The 21,033-nt window shown below is 59.2% G+C and carries 23 protein-coding genes; 10 read left to right on the top strand and 13 right to left on the bottom strand.

Going from position 1 to position 21,033, the window contains the following annotated elements:
• Positions 1 to 4 precede the first annotated feature (4 nt).
• Genes ACR0I7_RS17115 through nqrF form a run of 5 tightly spaced genes read left to right on the top strand, consistent with a single transcriptional unit; the run spans position 5 to position 4,516 of the window.
• Positions 5 to 1,213 (top strand): NADH:ubiquinone reductase (Na(+)-transporting) subunit B, encoded by a 1,209-nt coding sequence (locus tag ACR0I7_RS17115; protein WP_480513164.1) that lies wholly within the window; start codon positions 5 to 7, stop codon positions 1,211 to 1,213.
• Entirely contained in the window at positions 1,206 to 2,021 is an 816-nt protein-coding gene (locus ACR0I7_RS17110) for a Na(+)-translocating NADH-quinone reductase subunit C (RefSeq protein WP_480513162.1), read from the top strand. The genes ACR0I7_RS17115 and ACR0I7_RS17110 overlap by 8 nt, the downstream gene beginning before the upstream one ends.
• A complete protein-coding gene (locus ACR0I7_RS17105; RefSeq protein WP_480513160.1) occupies positions 2,021 to 2,674 on the top strand; it encodes an NADH:ubiquinone reductase (Na(+)-transporting) subunit D in 654 nt (217 codons plus the stop codon). The genes ACR0I7_RS17110 and ACR0I7_RS17105 overlap by 1 nt, the downstream gene beginning before the upstream one ends.
• Positions 2,674 to 3,282 carry an NADH:ubiquinone reductase (Na(+)-transporting) subunit E gene (gene nqrE / locus ACR0I7_RS17100; protein ID WP_480513158.1) on the top strand — a complete coding sequence of 203 codons (609 nt, stop codon included), beginning with the start codon at positions 2,674 to 2,676 and terminating at the stop codon, positions 3,280 to 3,282. Before ACR0I7_RS17105 ends, nqrE begins: the two co-directional genes overlap by 1 nt.
• Before the next feature lie 10 nt (positions 3,283 to 3,292).
• A complete protein-coding gene (nqrF, locus tag ACR0I7_RS17095) occupies positions 3,293 to 4,516 on the top strand; it encodes an NADH:ubiquinone reductase (Na(+)-transporting) subunit F (protein WP_480513157.1) in 1,224 nt (407 codons plus the stop codon).
• Positions 4,517 to 4,552: 36 nt separating this feature from the next.
• On the opposite strand, the gene ACR0I7_RS17090 is transcribed toward nqrF, so the two are convergent.
• The 10 genes from ACR0I7_RS17090 to ACR0I7_RS17045 all read right to left on the bottom strand — a co-directional run bounded on the left by ACR0I7_RS17090 (position 4,553) and on the right by ACR0I7_RS17045 (position 13,876).
• The gene (locus tag ACR0I7_RS17090; RefSeq protein ID WP_480513155.1) at positions 4,553 to 5,446 is read right to left on the bottom strand and encodes a glycosyltransferase family 2 protein; all 894 of its coding nucleotides are present in this window, start codon (positions 5,444 to 5,446) and stop codon (positions 4,553 to 4,555) included.
• Positions 5,446 to 5,973 carry an LbetaH domain-containing protein gene (locus ACR0I7_RS17085; RefSeq protein WP_480513153.1) on the bottom strand — a complete coding sequence of 176 codons (528 nt, stop codon included), beginning with the start codon at positions 5,971 to 5,973 and terminating at the stop codon, positions 5,446 to 5,448. Before ACR0I7_RS17085 ends, ACR0I7_RS17090 begins: the two co-directional genes overlap by 1 nt.
• Positions 5,970 to 7,085 carry a glycosyltransferase family 4 protein gene (locus ACR0I7_RS17080; RefSeq protein ID WP_480513151.1) on the bottom strand — a complete coding sequence of 372 codons (1,116 nt, stop codon included), beginning with the start codon at positions 7,083 to 7,085 and terminating at the stop codon, positions 5,970 to 5,972. The genes ACR0I7_RS17085 and ACR0I7_RS17080 overlap by 4 nt, the downstream gene beginning before the upstream one ends.
• Positions 7,085 to 7,840 carry a hypothetical protein gene (locus tag ACR0I7_RS17075; protein WP_480513149.1) on the bottom strand — a complete coding sequence of 252 codons (756 nt, stop codon included), beginning with the start codon at positions 7,838 to 7,840 and terminating at the stop codon, positions 7,085 to 7,087. The genes ACR0I7_RS17080 and ACR0I7_RS17075 overlap by 1 nt, the downstream gene beginning before the upstream one ends.
• Positions 7,834 to 9,072, bottom strand: a complete 1,239-nt coding sequence (locus tag ACR0I7_RS17070; protein ID WP_480513148.1) for a hypothetical protein — start codon at positions 9,070 to 9,072, stop codon at positions 7,834 to 7,836. The genes ACR0I7_RS17075 and ACR0I7_RS17070 overlap by 7 nt, the downstream gene beginning before the upstream one ends.
• Positions 9,069 to 10,310, bottom strand: coding sequence for a lipopolysaccharide biosynthesis protein (locus tag ACR0I7_RS17065; RefSeq protein WP_480513146.1), 1,242 nt, complete (start codon positions 10,308 to 10,310; stop codon positions 9,069 to 9,071). The genes ACR0I7_RS17070 and ACR0I7_RS17065 overlap by 4 nt, the downstream gene beginning before the upstream one ends.
• A 44-nt stretch (positions 10,311 to 10,354) precedes the next feature.
• Positions 10,355 to 11,638, bottom strand: coding sequence for a Vi polysaccharide biosynthesis UDP-N-acetylglucosamine C-6 dehydrogenase TviB (tviB, locus tag ACR0I7_RS17060; RefSeq protein ID WP_480513144.1), 1,284 nt, complete (start codon positions 11,636 to 11,638; stop codon positions 10,355 to 10,357).
• A 14-nt stretch (positions 11,639 to 11,652) separates the two neighbouring features.
• Positions 11,653 to 12,666 carry a GDP-mannose 4,6-dehydratase gene (locus ACR0I7_RS17055; RefSeq protein ID WP_480513142.1) on the bottom strand — a complete coding sequence of 338 codons (1,014 nt, stop codon included), beginning with the start codon at positions 12,664 to 12,666 and terminating at the stop codon, positions 11,653 to 11,655.
• A 150-nt stretch (positions 12,667 to 12,816) separates the two neighbouring features.
• Positions 12,817 to 13,578 (bottom strand): glycosyltransferase family 2 protein, encoded by a 762-nt coding sequence (locus ACR0I7_RS17050; protein ID WP_480513140.1) that lies wholly within the window; start codon positions 13,576 to 13,578, stop codon positions 12,817 to 12,819.
• Between the two features lie 10 nt (positions 13,579 to 13,588).
• Positions 13,589 to 13,876 (bottom strand): helix-turn-helix domain-containing protein, encoded by a 288-nt coding sequence (locus ACR0I7_RS17045; protein WP_480513138.1) that lies wholly within the window; start codon positions 13,874 to 13,876, stop codon positions 13,589 to 13,591.
• 233 nt (positions 13,877 to 14,109) lie between these two features.
• Here ACR0I7_RS17045 and nusG point away from each other — a divergent pair, with 233 nt between their 5' ends.
• The gene (gene nusG, locus ACR0I7_RS17040) at positions 14,110 to 14,712 is read left to right on the top strand and encodes a transcription termination/antitermination protein NusG (RefSeq protein ID WP_480513136.1); all 603 of its coding nucleotides are present in this window, start codon (positions 14,110 to 14,112) and stop codon (positions 14,710 to 14,712) included.
• Between the two features lie 7 nt (positions 14,713 to 14,719).
• On the opposite strand, the gene ACR0I7_RS17035 is transcribed toward nusG, so the two are convergent.
• Both ACR0I7_RS17035 and ACR0I7_RS17030 read right to left on the bottom strand, forming a co-directional pair.
• Positions 14,720 to 15,985 carry a phage head spike fiber domain-containing protein gene (locus tag ACR0I7_RS17035; protein ID WP_480513134.1) on the bottom strand — a complete coding sequence of 422 codons (1,266 nt, stop codon included), beginning with the start codon at positions 15,983 to 15,985 and terminating at the stop codon, positions 14,720 to 14,722.
• A gap of 66 nt (positions 15,986 to 16,051) precedes the next feature.
• Positions 16,052 to 16,315, bottom strand: a complete 264-nt coding sequence (locus ACR0I7_RS17030) for a hypothetical protein (RefSeq protein ID WP_480513132.1) — start codon at positions 16,313 to 16,315, stop codon at positions 16,052 to 16,054.
• A 161-nt stretch (positions 16,316 to 16,476) separates the two neighbouring features.
• Between ACR0I7_RS17030 and ACR0I7_RS17025 the strand changes: the two genes are divergently transcribed.
• The 3 genes from ACR0I7_RS17025 (at position 16,477) to ACR0I7_RS17015 (ending at position 20,184) form a co-directional block, all read left to right on the top strand.
• Positions 16,477 to 17,244, top strand: coding sequence for a metallophosphoesterase (locus ACR0I7_RS17025; protein WP_480513130.1), 768 nt, complete (start codon positions 16,477 to 16,479; stop codon positions 17,242 to 17,244).
• Between the two features lie 183 nt (positions 17,245 to 17,427).
• Entirely contained in the window at positions 17,428 to 18,078 is a 651-nt protein-coding gene (locus ACR0I7_RS17020; protein ID WP_480513129.1) for a sugar transferase, read from the top strand.
• 66 nt (positions 18,079 to 18,144) lie between these two features.
• Complete coding sequence (locus ACR0I7_RS17015; protein WP_480513127.1) at positions 18,145 to 20,184, top strand: GumC family protein; 2,040 nt, start codon at positions 18,145 to 18,147, stop codon at positions 20,182 to 20,184.
• 4 nt (positions 20,185 to 20,188) lie between these two features.
• On the opposite strand, the gene ACR0I7_RS17010 is transcribed toward ACR0I7_RS17015, so the two are convergent.
• On the bottom strand, positions 20,189 to 20,713 hold the full coding sequence (locus ACR0I7_RS17010; protein ID WP_480513125.1) for a CBS domain-containing protein: 525 nt from the start codon (positions 20,711 to 20,713) through the stop codon (positions 20,189 to 20,191).
• A gap of 123 nt (positions 20,714 to 20,836) precedes the next feature.
• Here ACR0I7_RS17010 and ACR0I7_RS17005 point away from each other — a divergent pair, with 123 nt between their 5' ends.
• Complete coding sequence (locus ACR0I7_RS17005) at positions 20,837 to 21,022, top strand: hypothetical protein (protein ID WP_480513123.1); 186 nt, start codon at positions 20,837 to 20,839, stop codon at positions 21,020 to 21,022.
• Positions 21,023 to 21,033: the final 11 nt, after the last annotated feature.

Genomic DNA, 21,033 nt, shown 5'->3' with positions numbered 1-21,033 from the left:
CCAAATGGGTTTGCGCAGCTTCTTCGATCGGATCGAGCCGAACTTTACCAAGGGCGGCAAGTACGAGAAGTATTTCCCCATCTACGAGATGGTGGAAAGCTTTATCTACACTCCGAAAACCGTCACCACCGTTGCACCGCACGCGCGGTCTTACGTGGATATGAAGCGGATCATGACCTATGTCGTGATTGCGACAATCCCCTGTATTCTGTGGGGGATGTTCAATACCGGCTATCAGGCCAACTCGGCCATCGCCGCGCTTGGGCCGGATGCGGCGACCGGATGGCGGATTGCCTTGCTGCAGATGTTTGGCATCTCGCTGGACCCGTCCAGTATCTTCGCCAACGTGGCGCACGGGCTGCTCTATTTCCTACCGATTTACATCGTCACGCTGGTGGCAGGTGGTATTTTCGAGGTCATCTTTGCCACCGTGCGCGGTCATGAGGTGAACGAAGGTTTCCTTGTGACCTCAATGCTTTACACCCTGATTATGCCGGCCACGACGCCGTTGTGGCAGGTGGCCCTGGGCATCATCTTTGGTGTTGTGATCGGCAAAGAAGTCTTTGGCGGCACCGGTAAGAACTTCCTGAACCCGGCGCTTGTGGGTCGCGCGTTCCTGTATTTCGCCTATCCGGCGCAGATGTCGGGTGACTCGGTCTGGACCCCGGTTGATGGCTTCTCGGGCGCCACCGCGCTGGGTGTTACGGCGGCCGAAGGCGTGCAGGCGCTTGCGGCCGACGGGATCACCTGGGCGAGCGCCTTCTTTGGCACCATTCAGGGCAGCTTTGGCGAGACCTCGACGCTGGCCTGTATGATTGGTCTGGCCTTCCTGTTGATGACCAAGATTGCGAACTACCGCCTGATTGTGGGCTGTCTGGCCGGGACCATCGGCTTTACCTTGCTGCTGAATCTGATCGGTTCAGACACCAACCCGATGTTCGCTATGCCGTGGTACTGGCATATCGTTCTGGGTGGTTATGCCTTTGGTCTGGCCTTCATGGTGACCGAACCGGTTTCGGCAAGCCACACAAATGTCGGTCGCTATGTCTATGGCGCGCTGATCGGTGTCATGGTTGTGTTGATCCGTGTGGTGAACCCGGCCTTCCCCGAAGGCATGATGCTTGCCATCCTGTTCGGCAATGTCTTTGCACCGCTGATCGACTATTTCGTTGTGCAAGCCAATATCAAACGGAGGGCGCGTCGCCATGTCTGATCCGCAACCTCAAGAAACCAAAGGCGCGATTGCCAAGTTTCTGGCGGCCTCGCCGGATTCGGTTGGCAAGACGATTTTTGTCGCGGTTGCCGTCTGCCTTGTCGCCTCAATGGTCGTGTCTGCCGCTGCGGTCAGCCTGCGCCCGGTGCAGGAAACCAACCGGCTGAAAGACAAGCAGGTGAACGTTCTGCAGGTGGCAGGTGTCTATGAACCGGGCATCGATGTCACCGAAGCCTTTGCCGCCTTCGAGCCGCATGTGCTGGAACTGTCGACCGGTGATTTTGTCGATGATCAGTTTGATCCGACCACCTTTGATGACATCGCCGCTGCCAGCGATCCGGACTTGAGCGTTGCGCTGGATGATGATCCCGCCGGTATCGGTCGCAAGTCAAAATACCGCGTCATCTATCTGTTGCGCGATGAGAGCGGTGGCTTGGACAAGGTGATCCTGCCGCTGCATGGCTATGGCCTGTGGTCTACGCTTTATGGATTTATCGCGCTGGAAAATAACGGCAACGATATCTACGGCCTGCAATTCTATCAGCACGGTGAAACGCCGGGTCTTGGGGCCGAGGTGGACAACCCACGCTGGAAATCGTTGTGGAATGGCAAAAAGCTGCGCGACGATGCAGGCGATCTGCAGATCACGGTGGCCAAGTCGCAGCCCGCTGCGGGGCCTGATTTCTATATCGACGCGCTGGCAGGCGCCACGCTGACCTCGGTGGGTGTTGATAACCTTGTGAAATTCTGGATGGGCGATGCGGGCTACGCTCCGTTTCTGGCCAAACTGCAAGCAGGAGAGCTCTGATGTCCCAGACCAAGAAAGAGATGCTGGTCGACCCGCTTGTCGACAACAACCCGATCACCTTGCAGGTGCTGGGCATCTGTTCGGCGCTGGCGGTGACCTCGTCGCTGCAGGTGTCGATGGTGATGGCGCTGGCGGTGATCTTCGTGACCTCGTTCTCGTCCTTCTTTATCTCCTGCCTGCGCAACCAGATCCCGGGCTCGATCCGGATCATTGTGCAGATGGTGATCATCGCTTCGCTGGTGATCTTGGTGGACCAGATCCTCAAGGCCTATGCGTTTGAAATTTCAAAAACCCTGTCGGTCTTTGTGGGCCTGATCATCACCAACTGTATCGTGATGGGCCGGGCTGAGGCGTTTGCGATGAAGAACCCTCCGGTCGCATCGTTCATTGACGGATTGGGCAACGGGATGGGCTATGGCCTGATCCTGCTGATGGTTGGCTTCATTCGCGAACTGTTCGGCGCCGGCTCGCTGTTCGGCGTGACCATTCTGGAGACGGTCAACAATGGCGGCTGGTACGTGCCGAACGGGATGTTGCTGCTGCCACCTTCGGCGTTTTTCATCATTGGCCTGATCATCTGGGGTTTCCGTACATGGAAGCCGAACCAGGTCGAAGAACGTGAATACAAAATTCAGCAGGTAGAGGCCCACTGATGGAAGGTCTGATCTCACTGGCCGTTAAGGCCATCTTTGTCGAAAACCTCGCGCTCAGCTTCTTTCTGGGGATGTGTACCTTCATCGCCGTGTCCAAAAAGATTTCGACAGCGCTGGGGCTGGGGATTTCGGTCATGGTCGTGCAGGCCATTACCGTTCCCACAAACAACCTGCTGCTGAACTACCTGCTGAAACCAGGCGCCCTGTCCTGGGCTGGGTTCCCGGATGTGGACCTGACCTTCCTTGGCCTGATCTCGTATATCGGTGTGATCGCGGCGATGGTACAAATCCTCGAGATGGTCTTGGATAAGTATTTCCCGCCGCTTTACAACGCGCTTGGGATTTTCCTACCGCTGATCACGGTGAACTGCGCCATTCTGGGTGGCTCGCTATTCATGGTCGAGCGTGACTATAACTTTGCCGAGGCTGCGACCTATGGCCTGTCGTCGGGCTTTGGTTGGGCGCTGGCGATCACCGCGATGGCGGGTGTGCGCGAAAAGCTGAAGTATTCGGACATTCCCGATGGTCTGCAGGGTCTGGGCATTACCTTCATCACCGCAGGGCTGATGGCGATGGCCTTCATGTCCTTTTCGGGCGTGAAACTGTAAGGAGGGCGCAATGGAAACTTTTGGCTTAGGCGTCATCCTTTTTACTCTGATTGTTTTGGGTCTGGTGGCCATCATCATGGCCGCCCGGTCAAAACTGGTGTCGACGGGGAACGTCAACATCACCATCAATGGCGAGAAAACCATCTCGGTTCCGGCGGGTGGGAAACTGTTGCAAACACTGGCGGCCGAGAAACTCTTTGTGCCCTCCGCTTGTGGTGGCGGCGGTACCTGTGCGCAGTGCCGGGTGCGCGTGCATTCTGGCGGCGGATCGATCCTGCCGACCGAAGAAAGCCACATCACCAAGCGCGAAGCGTCTTGCGGTGATCGCCTGTCCTGTCAGGTTGCCGTCAAGCAGGACATGGAGGTTGAAGTCCCCGAAGAGGTCTTTGGCGTCAAAAAATGGGAATGTACCGTCCGGTCGAACGAAAACGTCGCAACCTTTATCAAGGCGCTGACGCTGGACCTGCCCGAAGGTGAGGATGTGAACTTCCGCGCTGGTGGCTACATCCAGATCGAAGCGCCCGCACACCAGCTGTCGTACACCGACTTCGACGTCGAAGAAGAGTATCGCGAGGATTGGGACCGCTTCAACCTGTGGCAGTACAAATCCACTGTGTCTGAGCCGATCGAACGCGCTTACTCGATGGCGAACTACCCGGATGAAAAGGGTATGATCATGCTGAACGTCCGGGTTGCCTCACCCCCGCCGGGGGCCGAGGGTATCCCGCCGGGCCAGATGTCGTCGTATATCTTCAACCTCAAGCCGGGTGACAAGGTGACGATCTCGGGCCCGTTTGGCGAGTTTTTCGCCCGTGAGACGGAAAAAGAGATGGTGTTCATCGGTGGTGGCGCCGGTATGGCACCCATGCGCAGCCATATCTTCGATCAGCTCAAACGCCTTGAGAACCGCAACCGCAAGATCAGCTTCTGGTATGGTGCGCGGTCAAAGAAAGAGATGTTCTTTGTCGAAGATTTCGACACGCTGGCCGAAGAGTTCGACAATTTCGAATGGCACGTTGCGCTGTCGGATGCGCAACCCGAGGATGACTGGAAGGGCTATACCGGCTTCATCCACAATGTCCTCTTTGAGGAATACCTCAAGAACCACCCAGCGCCCGAGGATTGTGAGTTCTACATGTGTGGCCCGCCCATCATGAACCAGTCGGTGATCAACATGCTGCTGGATCTGGGTGTGGACCGCGAAGACATCATGCTCGACGATTTTGGCGGGTAAGAGACAAAGAAACCGGCGCCATGTGCGCCGGTTTTTTCATGTGACATCAATATCCAGCACGGCCTGAATGGCTGTTGGCGGATCGACCGCATGCCGGCGCATATGGGTTTGAACCTTGCGCAGCTTTACATCGACAAGGCGGCGATACCAGAACCCCTGAAGGCGGTGAAAGCGGCGCCCCTGTGGGCTGTCCAGAACACCAAGACGGATGATGTATCGCCACAGAAAATACGCGGCGGCCCGCAAACCGGCTGGCAGATGCGCATAGATGTTCTCTTTGATCCAGCGCTTGCGCCCGGCCTGTCCCGCGCGGATATCCGCGATGCTGTCACGGGGCAGAAAACCGTGTTTGAGGTTCAAAAGGTCCACAACCTCGCGGCTGGCATAGGCATCGTGTTTCCCGACCCACCAGGTCAACGGCTTCAAGTTGTCGTCCAGAATATGCCCCGCAAAGCGAACGGTGTGTCCCTTGACCCGTATATGCTCGTCCATCCAGCGGTTTTCACATTGCCCGGCCCCGGCGCGAAACAGCCGCAGAACCTGCACGGGGAACAAGCCGCCGCGTCGCACGGGTCCTCCGAGAAAATTCATATATCGAGGCACATAGACGCCCGCGACATCAGGGTCGAGCGTGCGTAGTCTGTTCCTGATTTCCGAGACCAGCGTGGCGCTGACGATCTCATCGGCGTCCAGCCGCAAGACCCAGTCAGCGTCAGAGACAACCTGATCCAGAGCCCAGTTGAACTGATCCGCATAGTTGCGCCACGGGCGTTTGAGAACTGTGGCCCCAAGCTGTTGCGCAATGTCGCAGGTTTTGTCGCTTGAGCCGCTGTCCACCACCACGATGCGTTCGGCCAGGTTCTGAACGGACCTGATTGCGCGCGCGATATGGACCTCTTCGTCGCGGGTCAGAAGGATGACGGTCAGCATCACTCCAGCACTTTCGCGGGGTTCCCGACAACGGTTTTATGAGGGGCGACGGATTTCATCACAACGGCGCGGGCGCCCACAATTGCCCCGGCGCCAATGTCTGTGCCAGGCCCGACAAAGGCCTCGGCAGCAATCCAACTGTCGGCGCCGATGCTGATCGGCGGGGTCAGCAGCGGGTGGTCGGGATGGCGGTGATCATGTGTGCCAGCGCAGAGATGCGCACCTTGTGAGACAGTGGCGCGCGGGCCGATGGTGATGGTGCCGAGCGCGTAGAGGATTGCGCGATCCCCGACCGCGCAGTCTGATCCCAGCGACAGGTTCCACGGCATCGTGATCCGTACCGTGGGGTATATATGTACGTTGTCGCCAACCCGGGCCCCAAACAGCCGCAGCAAACGGCGTCTGAGCCCCCAACAAGGCCGCGGGCTCAGGCGGAACAGAGGCGTGGCGCATCCCCACAGTACCCGGGCCACCTGAATACGGCACGGATATTTGCGTGCGGCACGATTTGCGGCAACATCAATCATAGAAGGCTTTCATAGAATGAGATCATGAGGGCTGCACGACTGGTCCAGTCGTGATGCTTCAGAACGTAGGCGCGCGCGTTCTTTCTCATGGCGCTCGGTCCGGTCCCGGCGATTGCGCGGGCCAGAGCCTCTGCGTTCCGGGGTACCCGGATCACTGCACCAGCCTTGACGGGCGCATCGGCAACAGACCCTGCGGTTGCAATCAGTCTGCCGCCTGCGGCCATGGCCTCCAACGCTGCGTTCGAGTTGTTTTCGAATTCAGACGACATCAGCACCGCGTCCGCGGCGTACAGCCAGTCAAGCTTGCGCTCGGAGTAGACAGGGCCATGTTCATAGAGGCTGTCGGTCACCCCAAGATCACTTGCCATGGCTCGCAAGCGTGCAAGATCGCCCCCGTCAGGCCCGACAAGGTGAAGCACCGCGTCGTGCCCCCCCGCCCGCAGCCGGTGCAGCGCCTCCAATTGCAGGTCGATCCCCTTGATCCGCGCCATGCGCCCAAGGAACACGAGGTTGAGCTTGCTGTGCGTTTCCGGAAACAACTGCGCGCGCAGTTCTGTCCGCGACTGTGCAGGGGCAGGTGATGCGACCCCGTTGTCCACGATGATCGACGGCAGACCGGCGACCCCGATACTGGCGATGGCCTCATCCTCGGTCTGGAAATGACAGCCGGACAGCCCGGCCAGTTGCCGACGCCCCCCCGCAACGGCAAAGAGTTGTTTGATGCGCGCAGAGGACCGGTGTACGGCACCGGACTGCAGGCATCCGCGCGGTGACAGGACCACGGATTTACCTGCGTGTCGTGCCAAGGAAATCATCATGGCCGCCATGCCGTTCCAATAGGAATGCACATGCACGATATCGGCCGATCCGACGGTGCGGCGCATGTCCGCGATCGAAGCCGGGGCAGGGCACCAGTACCGTTGCAGCCAGTACCGCAGTTCATGTCGCTGTATGTTGGACAATCTAGGTTCCTGCATGTGCTGGCCGCAAATCAGCGACACCTGGGCCTGCTTTTCTGGCAGGTTGGCCATGGCATTCAGTAACCCGGCGACGCTTTGGCTTGGGCCTCCATGATGCAGGGCGATTGATGGGATGGCATGCAGGACACGCATTAACCTTTGACCTCTTCCTTGCCCAAAGCGCCGTGATCCAGATCGGGGCATAGTCTGTGCAGGCGGCTAAGCTCTGCCTGGATCAAGCGGTGAGCTTCAGGGGTGAACCAGTCGAACCGGCGTGCCGCAGCAGAGGTGACCGTGGTTGGCGCGTTGGGCCCGGTGCTGCGTTGCGCGGTGAGGTAGAGCAGCCTGTCTGTATTGCAGTACCCGTCCAGCGTTCTGATGCGCAGCGTCAATTGCTGCGCCATCTGATCCGGGTCACATGTATAGGTCAAAACAGAGGCAGGGCCGTATTTCCGGCAGGCTAAAGCAACATGATCAGCCCAGCAAAGAGGTGATTCAAACGGGGTCTGCAGCTCGGCCCGGAGGAACGCAGTGAACTGGCCTCGGGCCTCTTCTGAGGGGGTGTTGATGCCATATCGTTTGACGAACAGAGACGGAAACAGATCAAAGGGCGAGCGCATCACGTAAAAGACCCGGCGGATCGACCCGAGGCGCAGATCGTGGCCATGCAACACCTGAGGGTAAAACTGCGGGCGCGCATAGTGGCGCGGAACGGGGAGGGCATAATACTGCCCCAGCACTGCACTGATCCACGAGGTTCCCGATCGCGGATAGCCGCAGATGGCAACGCACTGCGCGCGGCCCAGTGAGCCCGCATAAATTCGCGTGGCATGGCTGGCCAATCCGCGCGCGAGCCATTGCATCCGCAGCTTTTGCGCATCCCTGATAGGGGTAGGGGCCGCTACCATGCGCCCCGCCCATTGAGGCGTTGCAGCGATCTCTGCACAACGGACCTGAGCAGAAGCAGCACAATTGGCAGCGTCAGCATTCGATTAACCGCCTGCACCCCATAGAACATTGTATACGCGCTTGACGCAGCAACCAGCAGGACAACGGTTATCATCAGGGTGTCGCCGCGCCGCGATGCGATCCGGTCGGCGAGGGCGGCCAACGCCCCGAAATAGGTTGCTGTCAGGCCAAGAGGGAGCATCCCGCCTGCAAAATACAGCTCAGCCGGAACGAAGAATCCGCCGCCATGGATCACGAAATCCGACAGCATGATAGGGCCGTTATACAGATCGACCCCCAGCGCGTTCAGCAGGCCCGACGGGATGACCTGTATCCAGAGGGTTGCCAGGAAATCCATCGCTCCGCCCTCGAATGTCTGATACCCCGCCTGATGTATCGAGATGGCGTGGAACATATGGGCCACCGACTGCGGCAACAGATCGATTTCCTCTAGAAATGAACCGCCCTGCGACGGTGCCTGTTGCCCCCAGGATCGCAGGTAAGAGATTTGTTCCAGCGCGATCAGCAAAGCGGCGCCCAGACAGATCGTCTGAACAGCGTGGTGCCACCGCAGGCGCGGCAGGCTGGCAAGGTGAATGCCATAGGCTCCGATCAGCAGAAAGACCGATGACCCGCGATCTCCGGCAAGGCCATAATGGAGGGCCACCAGCCAAAAGCAGCAGCGCACAATTCCAAGCTGCCGCTTGGCATAATGTGCATTGGTCAGCGCGATCAGGATCAGCAGGTTGGCCACGGCGCCTGCGCCCCCCAGCTGTATCAGTTGAAAGGCGCCTTTGTTTTGCGGATAGGGGGTCATCAGCCACCAGCCGTCGGCGGAAAGCGCAACCAGCGCCACGCCCAGAAAGAGCGGCCCGAGGACGCTCTTGCCCGTATCCGCAGGTTTAGTGGGCGCGGGAATAATCCGGCTGACAGCCCATCCACCGATCAGAAACCACAGGGTGAAACTGGCGACAATGGTGCAGTTGGCAGCGACAAATTCAGCGGGCAGATCGGCAAAGACGCGCACCTGCGCAATCTGGCCGGTAATGTCGATGGCCAGAAGATAACCGGAATACAGCAGAAGCGTTGCCAGCATGCAGGCGGATACCAGCCTGCGCCTCAGCGCATCGCGTATAACGCACAGGCTCAGCATCAGGATCAGGCTGACCTGAAACAGCGGCAGTGTGATCACGCGTTCTGCACTTTCCAGAAGCCCGCACAGCTGAGCGCCCAGATCAGGAACGCGCCGGATTGAATGACCTGAGCCGCAACGACACCCCAAAGCCCAAAGCTCCAGGCCCCGCCGAAAATCAGCAGGATACCCAGCACCGCCGTCGCGATTCTGGGCCGGATCAGGGCGGCGCTGTTCATGGCGCCAAACAGGCGCAGCACCACCAGCTCTCCGCTTGCGCCCAGCCCGGCTGCGAGGACGAGCCATGGCAAAAGAGGGGACGCCGCGCGGTAGTCTGGCGCGACCAGAATGTAAAATATCCAGCCATGGAACAGTGTTGCGATGGCAAACCCGGCAAGGGTCAGGATCAGCGCACAGATCAGGGCCCGGCGCAATCCGTCTGCGGGTTCAGCCCCCGTTGCCTCCAGCCGGTCGAACAGGCGTGGCGAGAGATAGCGCAGCAACGCGGTCATCGTGATCCGTGCGGGCCCGAGGGTCATTTGAGACGCCACCGCGTAGAGGCCGAGCGCATATGCACCCGCGAATGTCTGCAGCGCCCAGCGATCCGCCACAAGCAGACCCCATGTGAAGGGTGACCACAGGTATATCGGCTTGGAAAACCTCCCGAATATGCCATCGATGTCGCTGTCATTCGCAGGAGAGGGGGTCAGAGAGTGGCGCACCCAGCATGTCAGTGAGATCAGGACGATCAGACTTGCACTTGCATAGGCAATGAACAGCATAGCCACGGAGGGGGCAAAGGCCTGCGCAACCAGTAGGACCAGCGCAACCTTCAACATCGCATCGCTCGCCTGATGCAGCGCAACAAGGCGGCGGTGGCGGGCGGCATTGCTCATGGCAATCAGGGCGCTGAGGCCGCCGTTTAGCAGCGAATAAAGCAGCACTAGCACAAGCAACGCGGACCACGTCGCCCAACCGGCAAGCCAAAGCGTTGCCGCCGCTGTGCCAAGCAATGCTGACCATGCCGTGGCGATCTGTACGAACCGTCTGCGCGCGATACGCCTGTAGGCCGCGCGCGCGCCGCGCCGTCCGGCCAGCGCGTACAAACGGGTGATCGTGTGATTCAGGCCACCGAATATGGCGACCTGACCAAAGCTGAAAACGGTCATCGCCAACGCCAGACGCGCATACTCCAGCGGGCTCAGCAGCTCCGTCTGTACCCGGACGAGTATCAGGGCTCCGAACAGCAGACAGGCCTGTCCCAACGCAACCCAAAAAGCCTCGGACCGTGCGGTCATTGGTTTCACAGTTTCAGAGATACCGTCATCAGAAGGTCAGCGGCTCACAACCTGAGATCGCTTACGTCCTTGGGCAGACAGGATTTGACGTCAAAGAGAATGCTCTGGTCCTTGCCATATGCGCGGATATTGGCAGCGGGCATCGACAGATATTCCCGATGCGCGACCGCAAGAACCACACCGTCATAGGCACCGGTCTGAGGCTCTGTCACCAGATTGATCGCATATTCGTCACGCGCGGCCTGCGCATCGGCATGAGGATCGTGAACATCGACGGTGACGCCGTAATCTTGTAGCTCCGTAACAATGTCGACGACGCGGGTATTGCGCAGATCGGGGCAGTTTTCCTTGAAGGTCAGCCCCATCACCAGAACCCGCGCGGCGCTGACATCGATGCCGTCGCGCGTCATGCGCTTGACCAGTTGCGAGACGACATAGCCGCCCATCCCGTCATTCAGTCGCCGCCCGGCAAGGATGATCTGCGGGTGATGCCCGACAGCCTCGGCCTTGTGGGTCAGATAATAGGGGTCGACGCCGATACAATGCCCGCCCACGAGGCCCGGCCGGAAGGGCAGAAAGTTCCATTTCGTACCCGCCGCACGCAGCACAGCTGCGGTGTCGATCCCCAGACGGCCAAAGATCATCGCCAGCTCGTTCACCAGTGCGATATTCAGGTCGCGCTGGGTGTTCTCGATCACCTTGGCGGCCTCGGCCACGCGGATGCTTTCGGCCTTGTGGGTGCCCGCCGTGATGATCTGGGCGTAAAGTGCATCCACAAGCTCTGCCACCTCGGGTGTCGAGCCGGATGTAACCTTGCAGATATCGGCAATCCGATGGGTTTTGTCGCCCGGATTGATCCGTTCCGGGCTGTACCCGGCAAAGAAGTCCAGATTGAATCGCAGGCCCGAAGCGCGCTCCAGAACCGGTACGCAGTCTTCTTCGGTGGCACCCGGGTAGACGGTGGATTCGTAGATCACCAGATCACCCGGTTTCAGCACGCTGCCCACCGTCTCGGAGGCACGCAAGAGCGGTGTCAGATCAGGCCGCTTGCCCGCGGTGATCGGGGTCGGTACCGTCACGATATAGGTGTCGCAATCGGCCAGATCGGAAATGTCGGTGGTGAAGGTCAGCCCTGAGGCTGCCGCCAAATCCTCTGGCTCAACCTCCAGAGTGGTGTCCTGACCCCGACGCAGCGCGTCAATGCGTGAGGGATTGATGTCGAACCCCACAACCCGGCCGATTTGGCCGAAGGCGACCGCCAGCGGCAGGCCGACATAGCCCAGACCGATTACAGCGATCTTGCGCAGTTTGGGGTTCGTTTCCAGCATTCAGCCGCCTTTGCTCATTTACCGTGGTAGTCGCGGAACCATTTGACGAATTGCGCGATACCATCCTTGAAATCTGTCTGCGGGCGATACCCGGTCAGGCGCTGCAAAAGATCGGTATTGGCCCAGGTCGCGGGCACATCACCCATCTGCATCGGCATGTAGTTGCGGATCGCTTTCTGACCCACTGCCTCTTCTATGGCTTCGACAAAATCCATCAAGCGCACCTTGTCCCCATTGCCGATATTCACAACCCGGTACGGTGCAACCGGCGAGAGGCTATCGCCCTCTTCGATCTCATCGGCGCTGGCGGGGCGAATTGGGGCTGCGTCGATCAACAATCTGATGCCACGCACCAGATCGTTCACGTTGGTAAAGTCGCGATACATATCGCCGTGGTTATAGATATCGATCGGACGACCATCCAGAATCGCATCTACGAATTTATACAGCGCCAGATCGGGCCGCCCCCAGGTACCATAGACGGTGAAGAACCGGAACATCGTCGTCGGCAGGTCCCATAGATGCGCATAGGAGTGTCCCATCGCCTCATTGGCCTTTTTGGTGGCGGAATAGATCGTCAGCTGGGTGTCCGCCTTTTCAACCTCGGTAAACGGCATCTCTTCGTTGGCACCATAGACCGAAGAGGTCGAGGCCATCAGCAGGTGATCCACCTTATGCTGCCGCGCGACCTCCATCACGTTGAAAGTACCAACGATATTCGAGTCGATATAGCTGCGCGGTTCCTCAAGGCTGTAGCGCACACCCGCCTGCCCGGCGAGGTGGACGATCACCTCTGGCTGAAACTCATCCGCGACCTGCATCAGGCGTTCGTGGTTTTCGAGCAGGTCCTCGGTGGCCGAAAAGCCCGGCGTCTGCAGCAGCATCTGATGCCGGCGGTGTTTCAGGGCGACATCGTAATAGTCTGTCATCCCGTCATAGCCATGCACTTTGAACCCTTCTGACAGCAACAGCTTTGCCAGATGGAACCCGATAAAGCCCGCCGTACCCGTAACCAATACCCGTTTCATGAAACCCTCAAACGCAATTCAAACACTTCTGGCATCAGGGACCCTTTCCGCCCCAAGAGGTCAAGAGGTTTTCCCGCAGCCCGGTCGTCATATCCGCCGCAATGGGCAAAGCGTCAACCTTTTGCTGCCGAGCGAATGGCGGGCGGGATGTCACCGCCCCGGCCCTCGGACCAAGGCCGAGAACTGTCCCAGCTTGCGCAGGTTCTTAGCCATCAGCGTATCTATCCCACCAATCCGGTTCTTTCGGATGACGCTGAGGTCCTCGCGCGACTTGGTCAGAATCCCTGACAGAGATCCGGTGCTGGCCCCGCCATGGCGCATGCGCACCAACACCCGTGGAATATAGGCCAAACGGATCTCACCGGTCCAAATCCAGCGCAGCATTGCATCATAGTCACCGGCAATCCGAAAGCTGGAATCATAAGCCCCCAACCGCTCGATAACGTCCCGGCGCAGATAGAGGGTTGGATGCGGCGGCGCCCAGCCCCAACGCATTCTTTTGGCGTCGAACGGCCCCGCGCGCCAGTGCCGCAAAACCCGACCGGCGGCCGAGATCATCTCGAGGTCGCCATAGGCGCCATCAAACCGATCATCCGCCAGAACATCCACGACATCCCTCACCACATCTGCGTCCGCCAAGATGTCATCCGAATGCAGCAGCCCGATAACCTCGCCCCGGCAGCGCGAAATGCCGCGGTTCAGCGCATCATAGAGGCCGCGATCAGGCTGTGACTGCCATCGTATCGCCGGATCGCGCACCCAATTGCGCAAGATCTCGAGCGTCCCATCGGACGAGCCGCCATCCTGCACCACGTGATCGATGTCGTCATGGATTTGCGCTGACACCGAAGACAGGGCATCTGTGATTGTCTCGGCCCGGTTCAGAACCGGCGTGACGATGGAAATCTTCATATGTGCGGGATCAGGTCGCAGGCATCATAATGTCGAACAGCACCCCGTACGAGGTGCGGCGATCACTTACAAAACGGATGCCCTGATCTTCCAGAACATCGCGGATCTTGCGCAGATTGTCCTTGCGCGATTGCGGGACACCATCAATGGCCTCATAGCGTGTGATGGTCGCTGCCCCAACGCCCGATCGCTCTGATAGATCCCGCACGGACCAGTTCAAAGCGCCGCGTGCCGCGCGAATTTGTTTACCTGTAACACGTGCCGGGGTGGCACCGGCTGAGTTCTTATTTTGTGACATATTCTTGGAAATGATTGATCAACGGCTACCGCACCGGAAGAGACGGAGGTCGATCTTCTGGGGTGCGCTTGTCATGGCGGAAACTGTATCCGCAAATGATCAGATTTCAATCGCTAATATCGACTGTTGCCCGACCACATCGCCCGGCGGGGCCATCTGCATGAGCCTCGCAAGTCTTAGGATATTGTTAACCAATTCCCCCAACGCTCGAACCAGCAAGGCGAGGGCGTGGAATGAATACAGGTCAGACAAGACGGGATGTGTCCCACACTCAGGCAGAGACAGCGGATGGTCATGCGACCGCTGTGGGGGTGCCGACGGGCGAGAACTGGTTTGCGGTACAATTGCGCCCCAATATGCGCCTGATTGCCGAGCGTAATCTGAGGCAGCAGGGCTTTGGCGTTTTTGCCCCCTCCCGTCTGGAAACGTTTCAGAGAAGAGGCCGCCTGAAAACCGAAGCCCGGCCCTTGTTTCCGGGGTATCTTTTTGTGCAAAGCAACGCGGGGTCGCGGAACCTGCAGGTTTTAAACTCAACGCGCGGTGTCGTGCGTGTTCTGGCGGAACCGGGGCGGCCTCCGTGCGCGTTGCCGGCGGCATTCATGACCGGTTTGCTCTGTCGGTGCGACGACAACGGTCTTATTAACAAGGGCCAAACGCTCGAACATGGCGATACGGTCCGGATATTTACCGGACCCTTTGCCGGTCTGATCTCGCGGATTGAAGACCTGGCCCCGCAACAACGGCTGCATCTGTTGATCAGCGTGATGGGTCGCGAGGTTCGAACGACTGTGCCAGAAGACGCTGTCGACAAAATCCCGCAACCCGTGCCGGTCTGAGCTGCGTCTATCCGCTTGCCTGCTGCAACCCCGCCGATGCGATATCGCCCCGCCAGAGGCGGAACAACGCGATGTGGCCCATATAGTCAGGCGCAAGCGACAATGTTCCGGCAGTCAGGTCAGGGATGGCATCCACAGATGCTGCATTGACCAAGGCCCCGTCCAGCGCCGCCTCAACCTGGTTCGAAAGGTGCCGCGATGCAATGGAGTAGGGTGCAGCCTGCCCTTCGGCGATCGCACCGGGGGCCGATGTTATCTGGACCGCACCGGTGGCAGAGGATTGATCCAGGCTGAGCTGGCCTGTTCCCGGGCTGACGCTATGCCTGACGTAATCGTCAACGCCTGCGGACCAGTCGATCAGGACAGCCTGCCCACCTTCCGGGGTCAGGCGCTCGCGTCCGGCCAGTGCCAGCGACACACCGCCCGATAGGCTTGGGTCAATCATCTGTGACGCCTGCAGAGACACGGCCTCGGCCGAGCGGGTTTCGGGTTGATCTGAGGTCGAAATATAAGACGACGCCTCGGGCCCCTGTTCCAGCTGCGCGCCCCAGATATATGTGAACCCGGGCTGGGTTGAGCCGGTGTTCAGGTCATCCTGCGAGTTGTATATTTCGAAACCGGTTGCTGCCGTTTGCGTCGCAGTCACCGATATCGCACATCGGTACCACCCCCCTCCGACATGTGTCATCTGCGCCGAATGCGCCGAATTCACGGTGCCTGGCACGCCGTTTGCCAGATCGAAATAGCTATCCTTGGCAAAGCCTTTTGTGCGTTCGCGCAAAAACAGGAACGGGCGGTCGCCCGCTTTGGCATAAACCGCAAAGCTGAGGCGGTCACCGGACGCATAGCTGATCGTCTGCCGCACTGCGCCGTCAAAGGTGCTGGCGGTGCTGGTCAACCGCGAGGCGGTATGAGTGCCATCGGGTGCCTGATGATCGTTGGCAGCGACAACTGCACGGCTTTTCGACCAGACGGGCTGATCAAAGCCTTGCGAATGCCGCAGCAGGTTTGTACGTGCCGCGCTTTCGATCAGCAATCCCCGGCAGACCCACTGGCCGTCTTGCCAGACATGATCGAAACGGGGGCCGCCCGGCGGTGCCAGCGACAGGATACCCTCGGCGTTGGTGTAAGCCGCCTCTGTCGTGCGCGACAGGGCGAACATCTGGTCGAAACTGACGGGGCCGCTATCCAGCCCCCTGTATGCCCCGGACCGAAAGTCCGACACGACGTCCGGTTGCAGACCGTTGGCTGCGTAGCTGGCCCAGGGGTCCATATGGCCCCGGGTGCGGCCGCTATCTGCGAAACGGCCTCCTTCAAAGCGTCCTCCTGGTGTCATCGTTCACCCGATCAGCAATGTTGCCTGGGCGTCGTCGCCCACCAGCCAAAGGCGTTCCCCGGTTTTCAGTTGCATGGCCACCGAACGGCCGGGCTGCACCGTATGACCAAGCGCTGCGTCGAGCGCAGGCAAAGTATCGTCTGTTGTGATCTCAAAGCGAACGGGGGCGCCGCCCGCGCTGCTGAGCAGAACGTCCTGATCGGCTGCAGCGGTATGACGATTATGTGCAGCCCAGACTGCGGATGGCTTGAAAGTGATGGAGGGCATAAGAAGCTCCTGTTGTTTGACGGCGGCCACATTAGGCGCGCCGCGCCCGGAGTTGCCCGAACGCTTGTTTGACTCTCTGTTTACGGGTTCGGCAGCCTGCGATGGGCCCGATCCACTTGGTGATTGCCGCCAGCGGCTGGTCAGGGTACTGAGCTGAAACGATGTTTAGGGAATGGATCACCAAACTCACCGGCAGGCCGTCGGAGCAGGATCGGGAGGTTGCGCTGTCCGATCTGGCGCCAGAGGCCCCTTTCATCGTGGTTGGCGACATCCATGGCCGGCTGGACCTGTTGCAGGCTCTGCTGCCCCGGTTGGATGCCGGTTGTCCGTTGGTCTTTGTGGGCGACTATATTGATCGCGGGGATTATAGTGCGCAGGTTTTGCACCAGCTCCGGCATCTCAGCAAGAACCGGGATCACCGCGCCATATGCCTGCTGGGCAATCACGAAGAGATGCTTTTGCGGTTCATTGACGACCCCAAGCGCATGGGGCGCTTATGGTTGCAAAATGGCGGGCTGCAGACGCTTTCGTCTTTTGGCCTCAATGACGTCGACGAGGTCGTTATGGGAGAGGCCGCCGTCGAGGTCGCCAACCGTTTACGCGCCCAGATCGGTGATCTGACCTTGGAGTGGTTGAAAACCCTGCCGCTGACCTGGACCAGCGGAAATGTCACGGTGGTTCATGCCGCGCTTGATCCATCATGTCCCTTTGATGCGCAGCCGCGTCAGGTGTGCCTTTGGGGGCATCCGCAGTTCCGCAGCGCGCCGCGGCGTGATGGGCAATGGGTGGTTCACGGACATACTATTGTTTCAAGCCCGCGCATCCGTCAGCGCATTGTGTCCATCGACACGGGTGCGTTCGCCACCGGGCAACTGACCGCCGCCGAAATATCCGCCGGAAACATTCGATTCATAGCCACCGGGGACTGAGGTCAGACGGCTTATGAGAAAACTGCTATCATAAGCGGATCTTATGCGCGGGCTTTTTCCAATTTTGGCGCTAAGCTCTTGTTAACGTTAACCGAGAATTTACCAGTCTGAAGCGACCCTTGTGCTGTGTCCAGGGGTAGCCAGGCCAGCACGGTCATGCCCTCAGGATCAAGGAGGGCATCTGTGGATATTGGAATTTCAACATCGCAACGTGTCAACGCAGCGCCGGACCAAAGGTCCCGACAGATCAAAATGTTCTTTGCGGTCAAACGCGCCATGGATATCGGTTTGTCGCTTTCGTTGCTGCCTCTGTTAATTCTTGTCTCTCTATTGCTGATGGTGCTGAACCCGGCACTGAACCGAGGTCCGGTTGTCTTTGCTCAGATTCGGATGGGGCGGGGCTGTAAGCCTTTTGTGACCTACAAGTTTCGCTCGATGACACCCCTGAAATGCCTCTCCCGCAGGCCTTTTGATCCCGTTGAAACCAATCGGATAACAGCCCTGGGGCAGGTTTTACGTCGCACGCGTATAGATGAGCTGCCCCAGATCATAAATGTGCTGAAAGGCGAGATGAGCCTGATCGGGCCACGGCCTGATTGCATCGAGCATGCGCGGCATTATGGTCGCCATATTCCGGGATATCTGGCCCGCTATCAGGTGCGTCCGGGCATCAGCGGGCTGGCGCAGACCGAAATAGGGTACGCGCAAGGGCGCGCAGTAGTTGCCGCCAAGGTGCGGGCCGATCTTCGCTACATCCAAAGCCCCGGCTTGGGTCAGGAGGTGTGGATTTTCTGGCGGACGATCCAGACCGTGCTCAGCCTCAAAGGTATGTGACGCGGTCCACAGCTAATCCATGTGCAGAAAGGCCAGATTACCGTGAACAGAATAGTCCCCCAAGATATGGCGAAACCCAAACCGACTGCGGTGGGAGCAGACAGCCCGGCGGATCTTCTGGATCTGGTCGGGGTGCTTTGGGCGGGTCGGGCGCTGATTGCCGCCTGCGGTGCAGCGGGCCTGATCCTCGCGCTGGCGGCGGCGCTTTTCATCCTTAAGTCTCAATACCGTTCTGACGCGACACTGATCCTGACGCCCTCGCATGATCTGCCGATTGACCGATCGGCTGTCGTGCCGGGTCTTGCCAACGACATTTCCTATATCACCACAGAGATGGAGGTGATCGGATCACATCAGATGATGCTGGATCTGGTTGACCGGCTCGATCTTGTGCGGGATCCCGAGTTCAACACACGGCTGCGTGCGGGGCTGCTGTTTTTTGATGCGCCTGATACCGGGGCGGGCGCGAACTCGGATGCTATCGCCACCCGTGTTTCAAAGGCGATTCGCATCACGAATATCCGCAATTCACACGTCCTGCAGATCGAAGCACGCAGCAATGATCCGCTTAAATCGTCCCTTCTGGCCAATACGCTGGCAGAGCTTTATGTGCAGGGTCAGGTCAATGACAAGCATCTTAACATCGATGCCTCGGTCGACTGGCTCTCGGAACGGGTGGCCTCGCTCGAGGCCGATATCGACACGCATGAGGCATCCGCGCAGCGCCTGCGCGCCAGTCTCGGCAGCCCGGATGCCGACATTCTGATTCAACGGTTGAACGAGACCCGGGCGCAGTTGGTGTCGTTGCAACGGCGGCAAGACATGCTTGGTGATCGGGCGCAAATGTTGGAGACCCTGACTGTGTCGAACGCGTCTGCCGTCCTTCTGTCGCAGATTGATGACGCCCGGCTGCAAGCGTTGTTGGGGCCCGCGCAGCAGGGCCAGACGGTCGGGTTCGACAATCGCCTGCGGCTCCTGCGAGATCAGACTGATCGCGACATGGACCTGACGGGGCAACAGGTGGGTGCCCTGACAGATATGCTGGCCGCGCTTGAGGTCGAGTTCGAGGAACAGGCCGCTGTACTGGCCCGATTGCGAAAGGTTGAACGTGACGCAAGGGCGACCGAATTGCTGCATGAAACCTTCCTGACCCGTTTGAAGGAAACCGTCCTGCGCCGGGGGTTGCAACGCGCGGACAGCAGGATCGTTTCGGCCGCGATACCCGGCGAAAAGGTGATGCCGCGAACCGCGCGTATGACCGTGTTGGGTATGGTGATCGGCCTTTGTGTCGGTGCGGCTTTTGTGGTTTTTAGGCATCAGCGTAGATCGGCGATCCCAACCGCAGAACAGCTTGAAGCCGCCACCAGCGTGCCGGTTCTGGGTCACCTGCCCAAAGCCCCAATTCGGGACCGGCGTCAGCTGGTCGGATATCTGACCGCCAATCCGACTGCCCCGCTGTCCGAAGCGGTCCGCAATCTGCGTACCTCGCTCTTGTTGCCGAAACGGGATACGCCGCCCCAGGTCATCTTATGCACCTCGTCTCTACCGAACGAGGGTAAGACCACAGCAGCCATTGCATTGGCCCATAATCTGGCCGGGCTGGGCCGGTCCGTATTACTGATCGAAGCAGATATTCGCTGCCGGACGTTTCACGAGTATTTTCCCGAAAACCCGCTTGGGGGTGTGGTCTCTTTGTTGTCTGAAAGGGCCCACGTTGAGGATGTGGTCCGCACCGATACCCGTTTGGGGGTGGATGTGCTGATGGGGGAAAGCAGCCGCAGCAGCGCCGCCGACCTGTTCTCATCCACGCGTTTTCGCGATCTGCTGCAGGGGTTTCGCAACAATTACGACCATATTCTGATCGACACCCCGCCGGTGTTGGCGGTGCCGGATGCCCGGGTGATCGGGCAGCTGGCAGATGCAATTCTGATGACGGTTGCGGTTGAAACAACCACGCGGGCACAGGTGCAGCAAGCGCTGCGCGAGTTTGCAAGCGTCAACCTGCATGTTTCGGGCCTTGTGATGTCTGACCTGAAATCAAATGGCACATCAACAAAGCGGAACGGGCGGGCCTATGGCGCGCTCGCCCGCTATTATGCCGCGTGAGGGATCAGCCCACGATCATCTGTTTCATGCGCAGGGCTTCGTATTCCAGCTCTTTCAGCCGGAAATGAACGACATCACCGATTGTGATGACGCCCCTGAGATTGCCATCGCTGAGGACCGGCATGTGACGGAACCGGCCTTCTGTCATGGTTTTCAGCACATCCATCAACAGATCGTCCGGGGCGCAGGTCTGCACATCGCGGGTCATCAGGTCCTGCACCGATTGCGGCAAGGTCTGACCGGGCGTATCAGCCATGCGCCGCACGATATCACGCTCTGACAGGATGCCCTGCAAAGCGCCGTTCTGGTCGGTCACCACCACCGCCCCGATCCGCTTTGCCTTGAGGATGTCGACCACAGCGTGAATCGTATCGTTTGGACGCACCGCGATCACCGCATCCCCTTTGCCTTCCAGCAACTTGGCCACCGTCGTCTGCGTATGTGACAGGTTCGACTCGGCGGACTGGCTATAGGTGTGGGTCTCGGCCTTGTCGCCACGCGTTGGGGGCTGGTAAGAGCTTGGGGCCATGTACGGTCTCCTCCTTTACCGGAATTGGCAGATACCTCCACCTTACCGCAGGGACAGAACCTGTATAGGGTGCAAATGCACAAACAGGCGCAACTTCGCCGCATCACAAGGAAATCCGGTCTCGTGACCCAATTGTACCTGACCCCACCTGTGGCCGTATTGATCTTTGTCCTTGTGGTTGTGTGTGGCCATAATTTCCGCAAAACGTGGAAGCTGCAGCAAGATGGCTGGCAAAGACGCGCGTGGTTGTTTGGGGTGCCAGCCGCGCTGGGGTTGCTTGTGCTGGGCTTTCTGCCGCTCAAGATCTGATGCCGGTTTGA

The sequence above is a fragment of the Ruegeria sp. AM1 genome, from assembly GCF_056540745.1.
The sequence above is the reverse complement of the archived record's forward strand: the minus strand, read 5'-3'. Positions and strand labels throughout refer to the sequence as shown.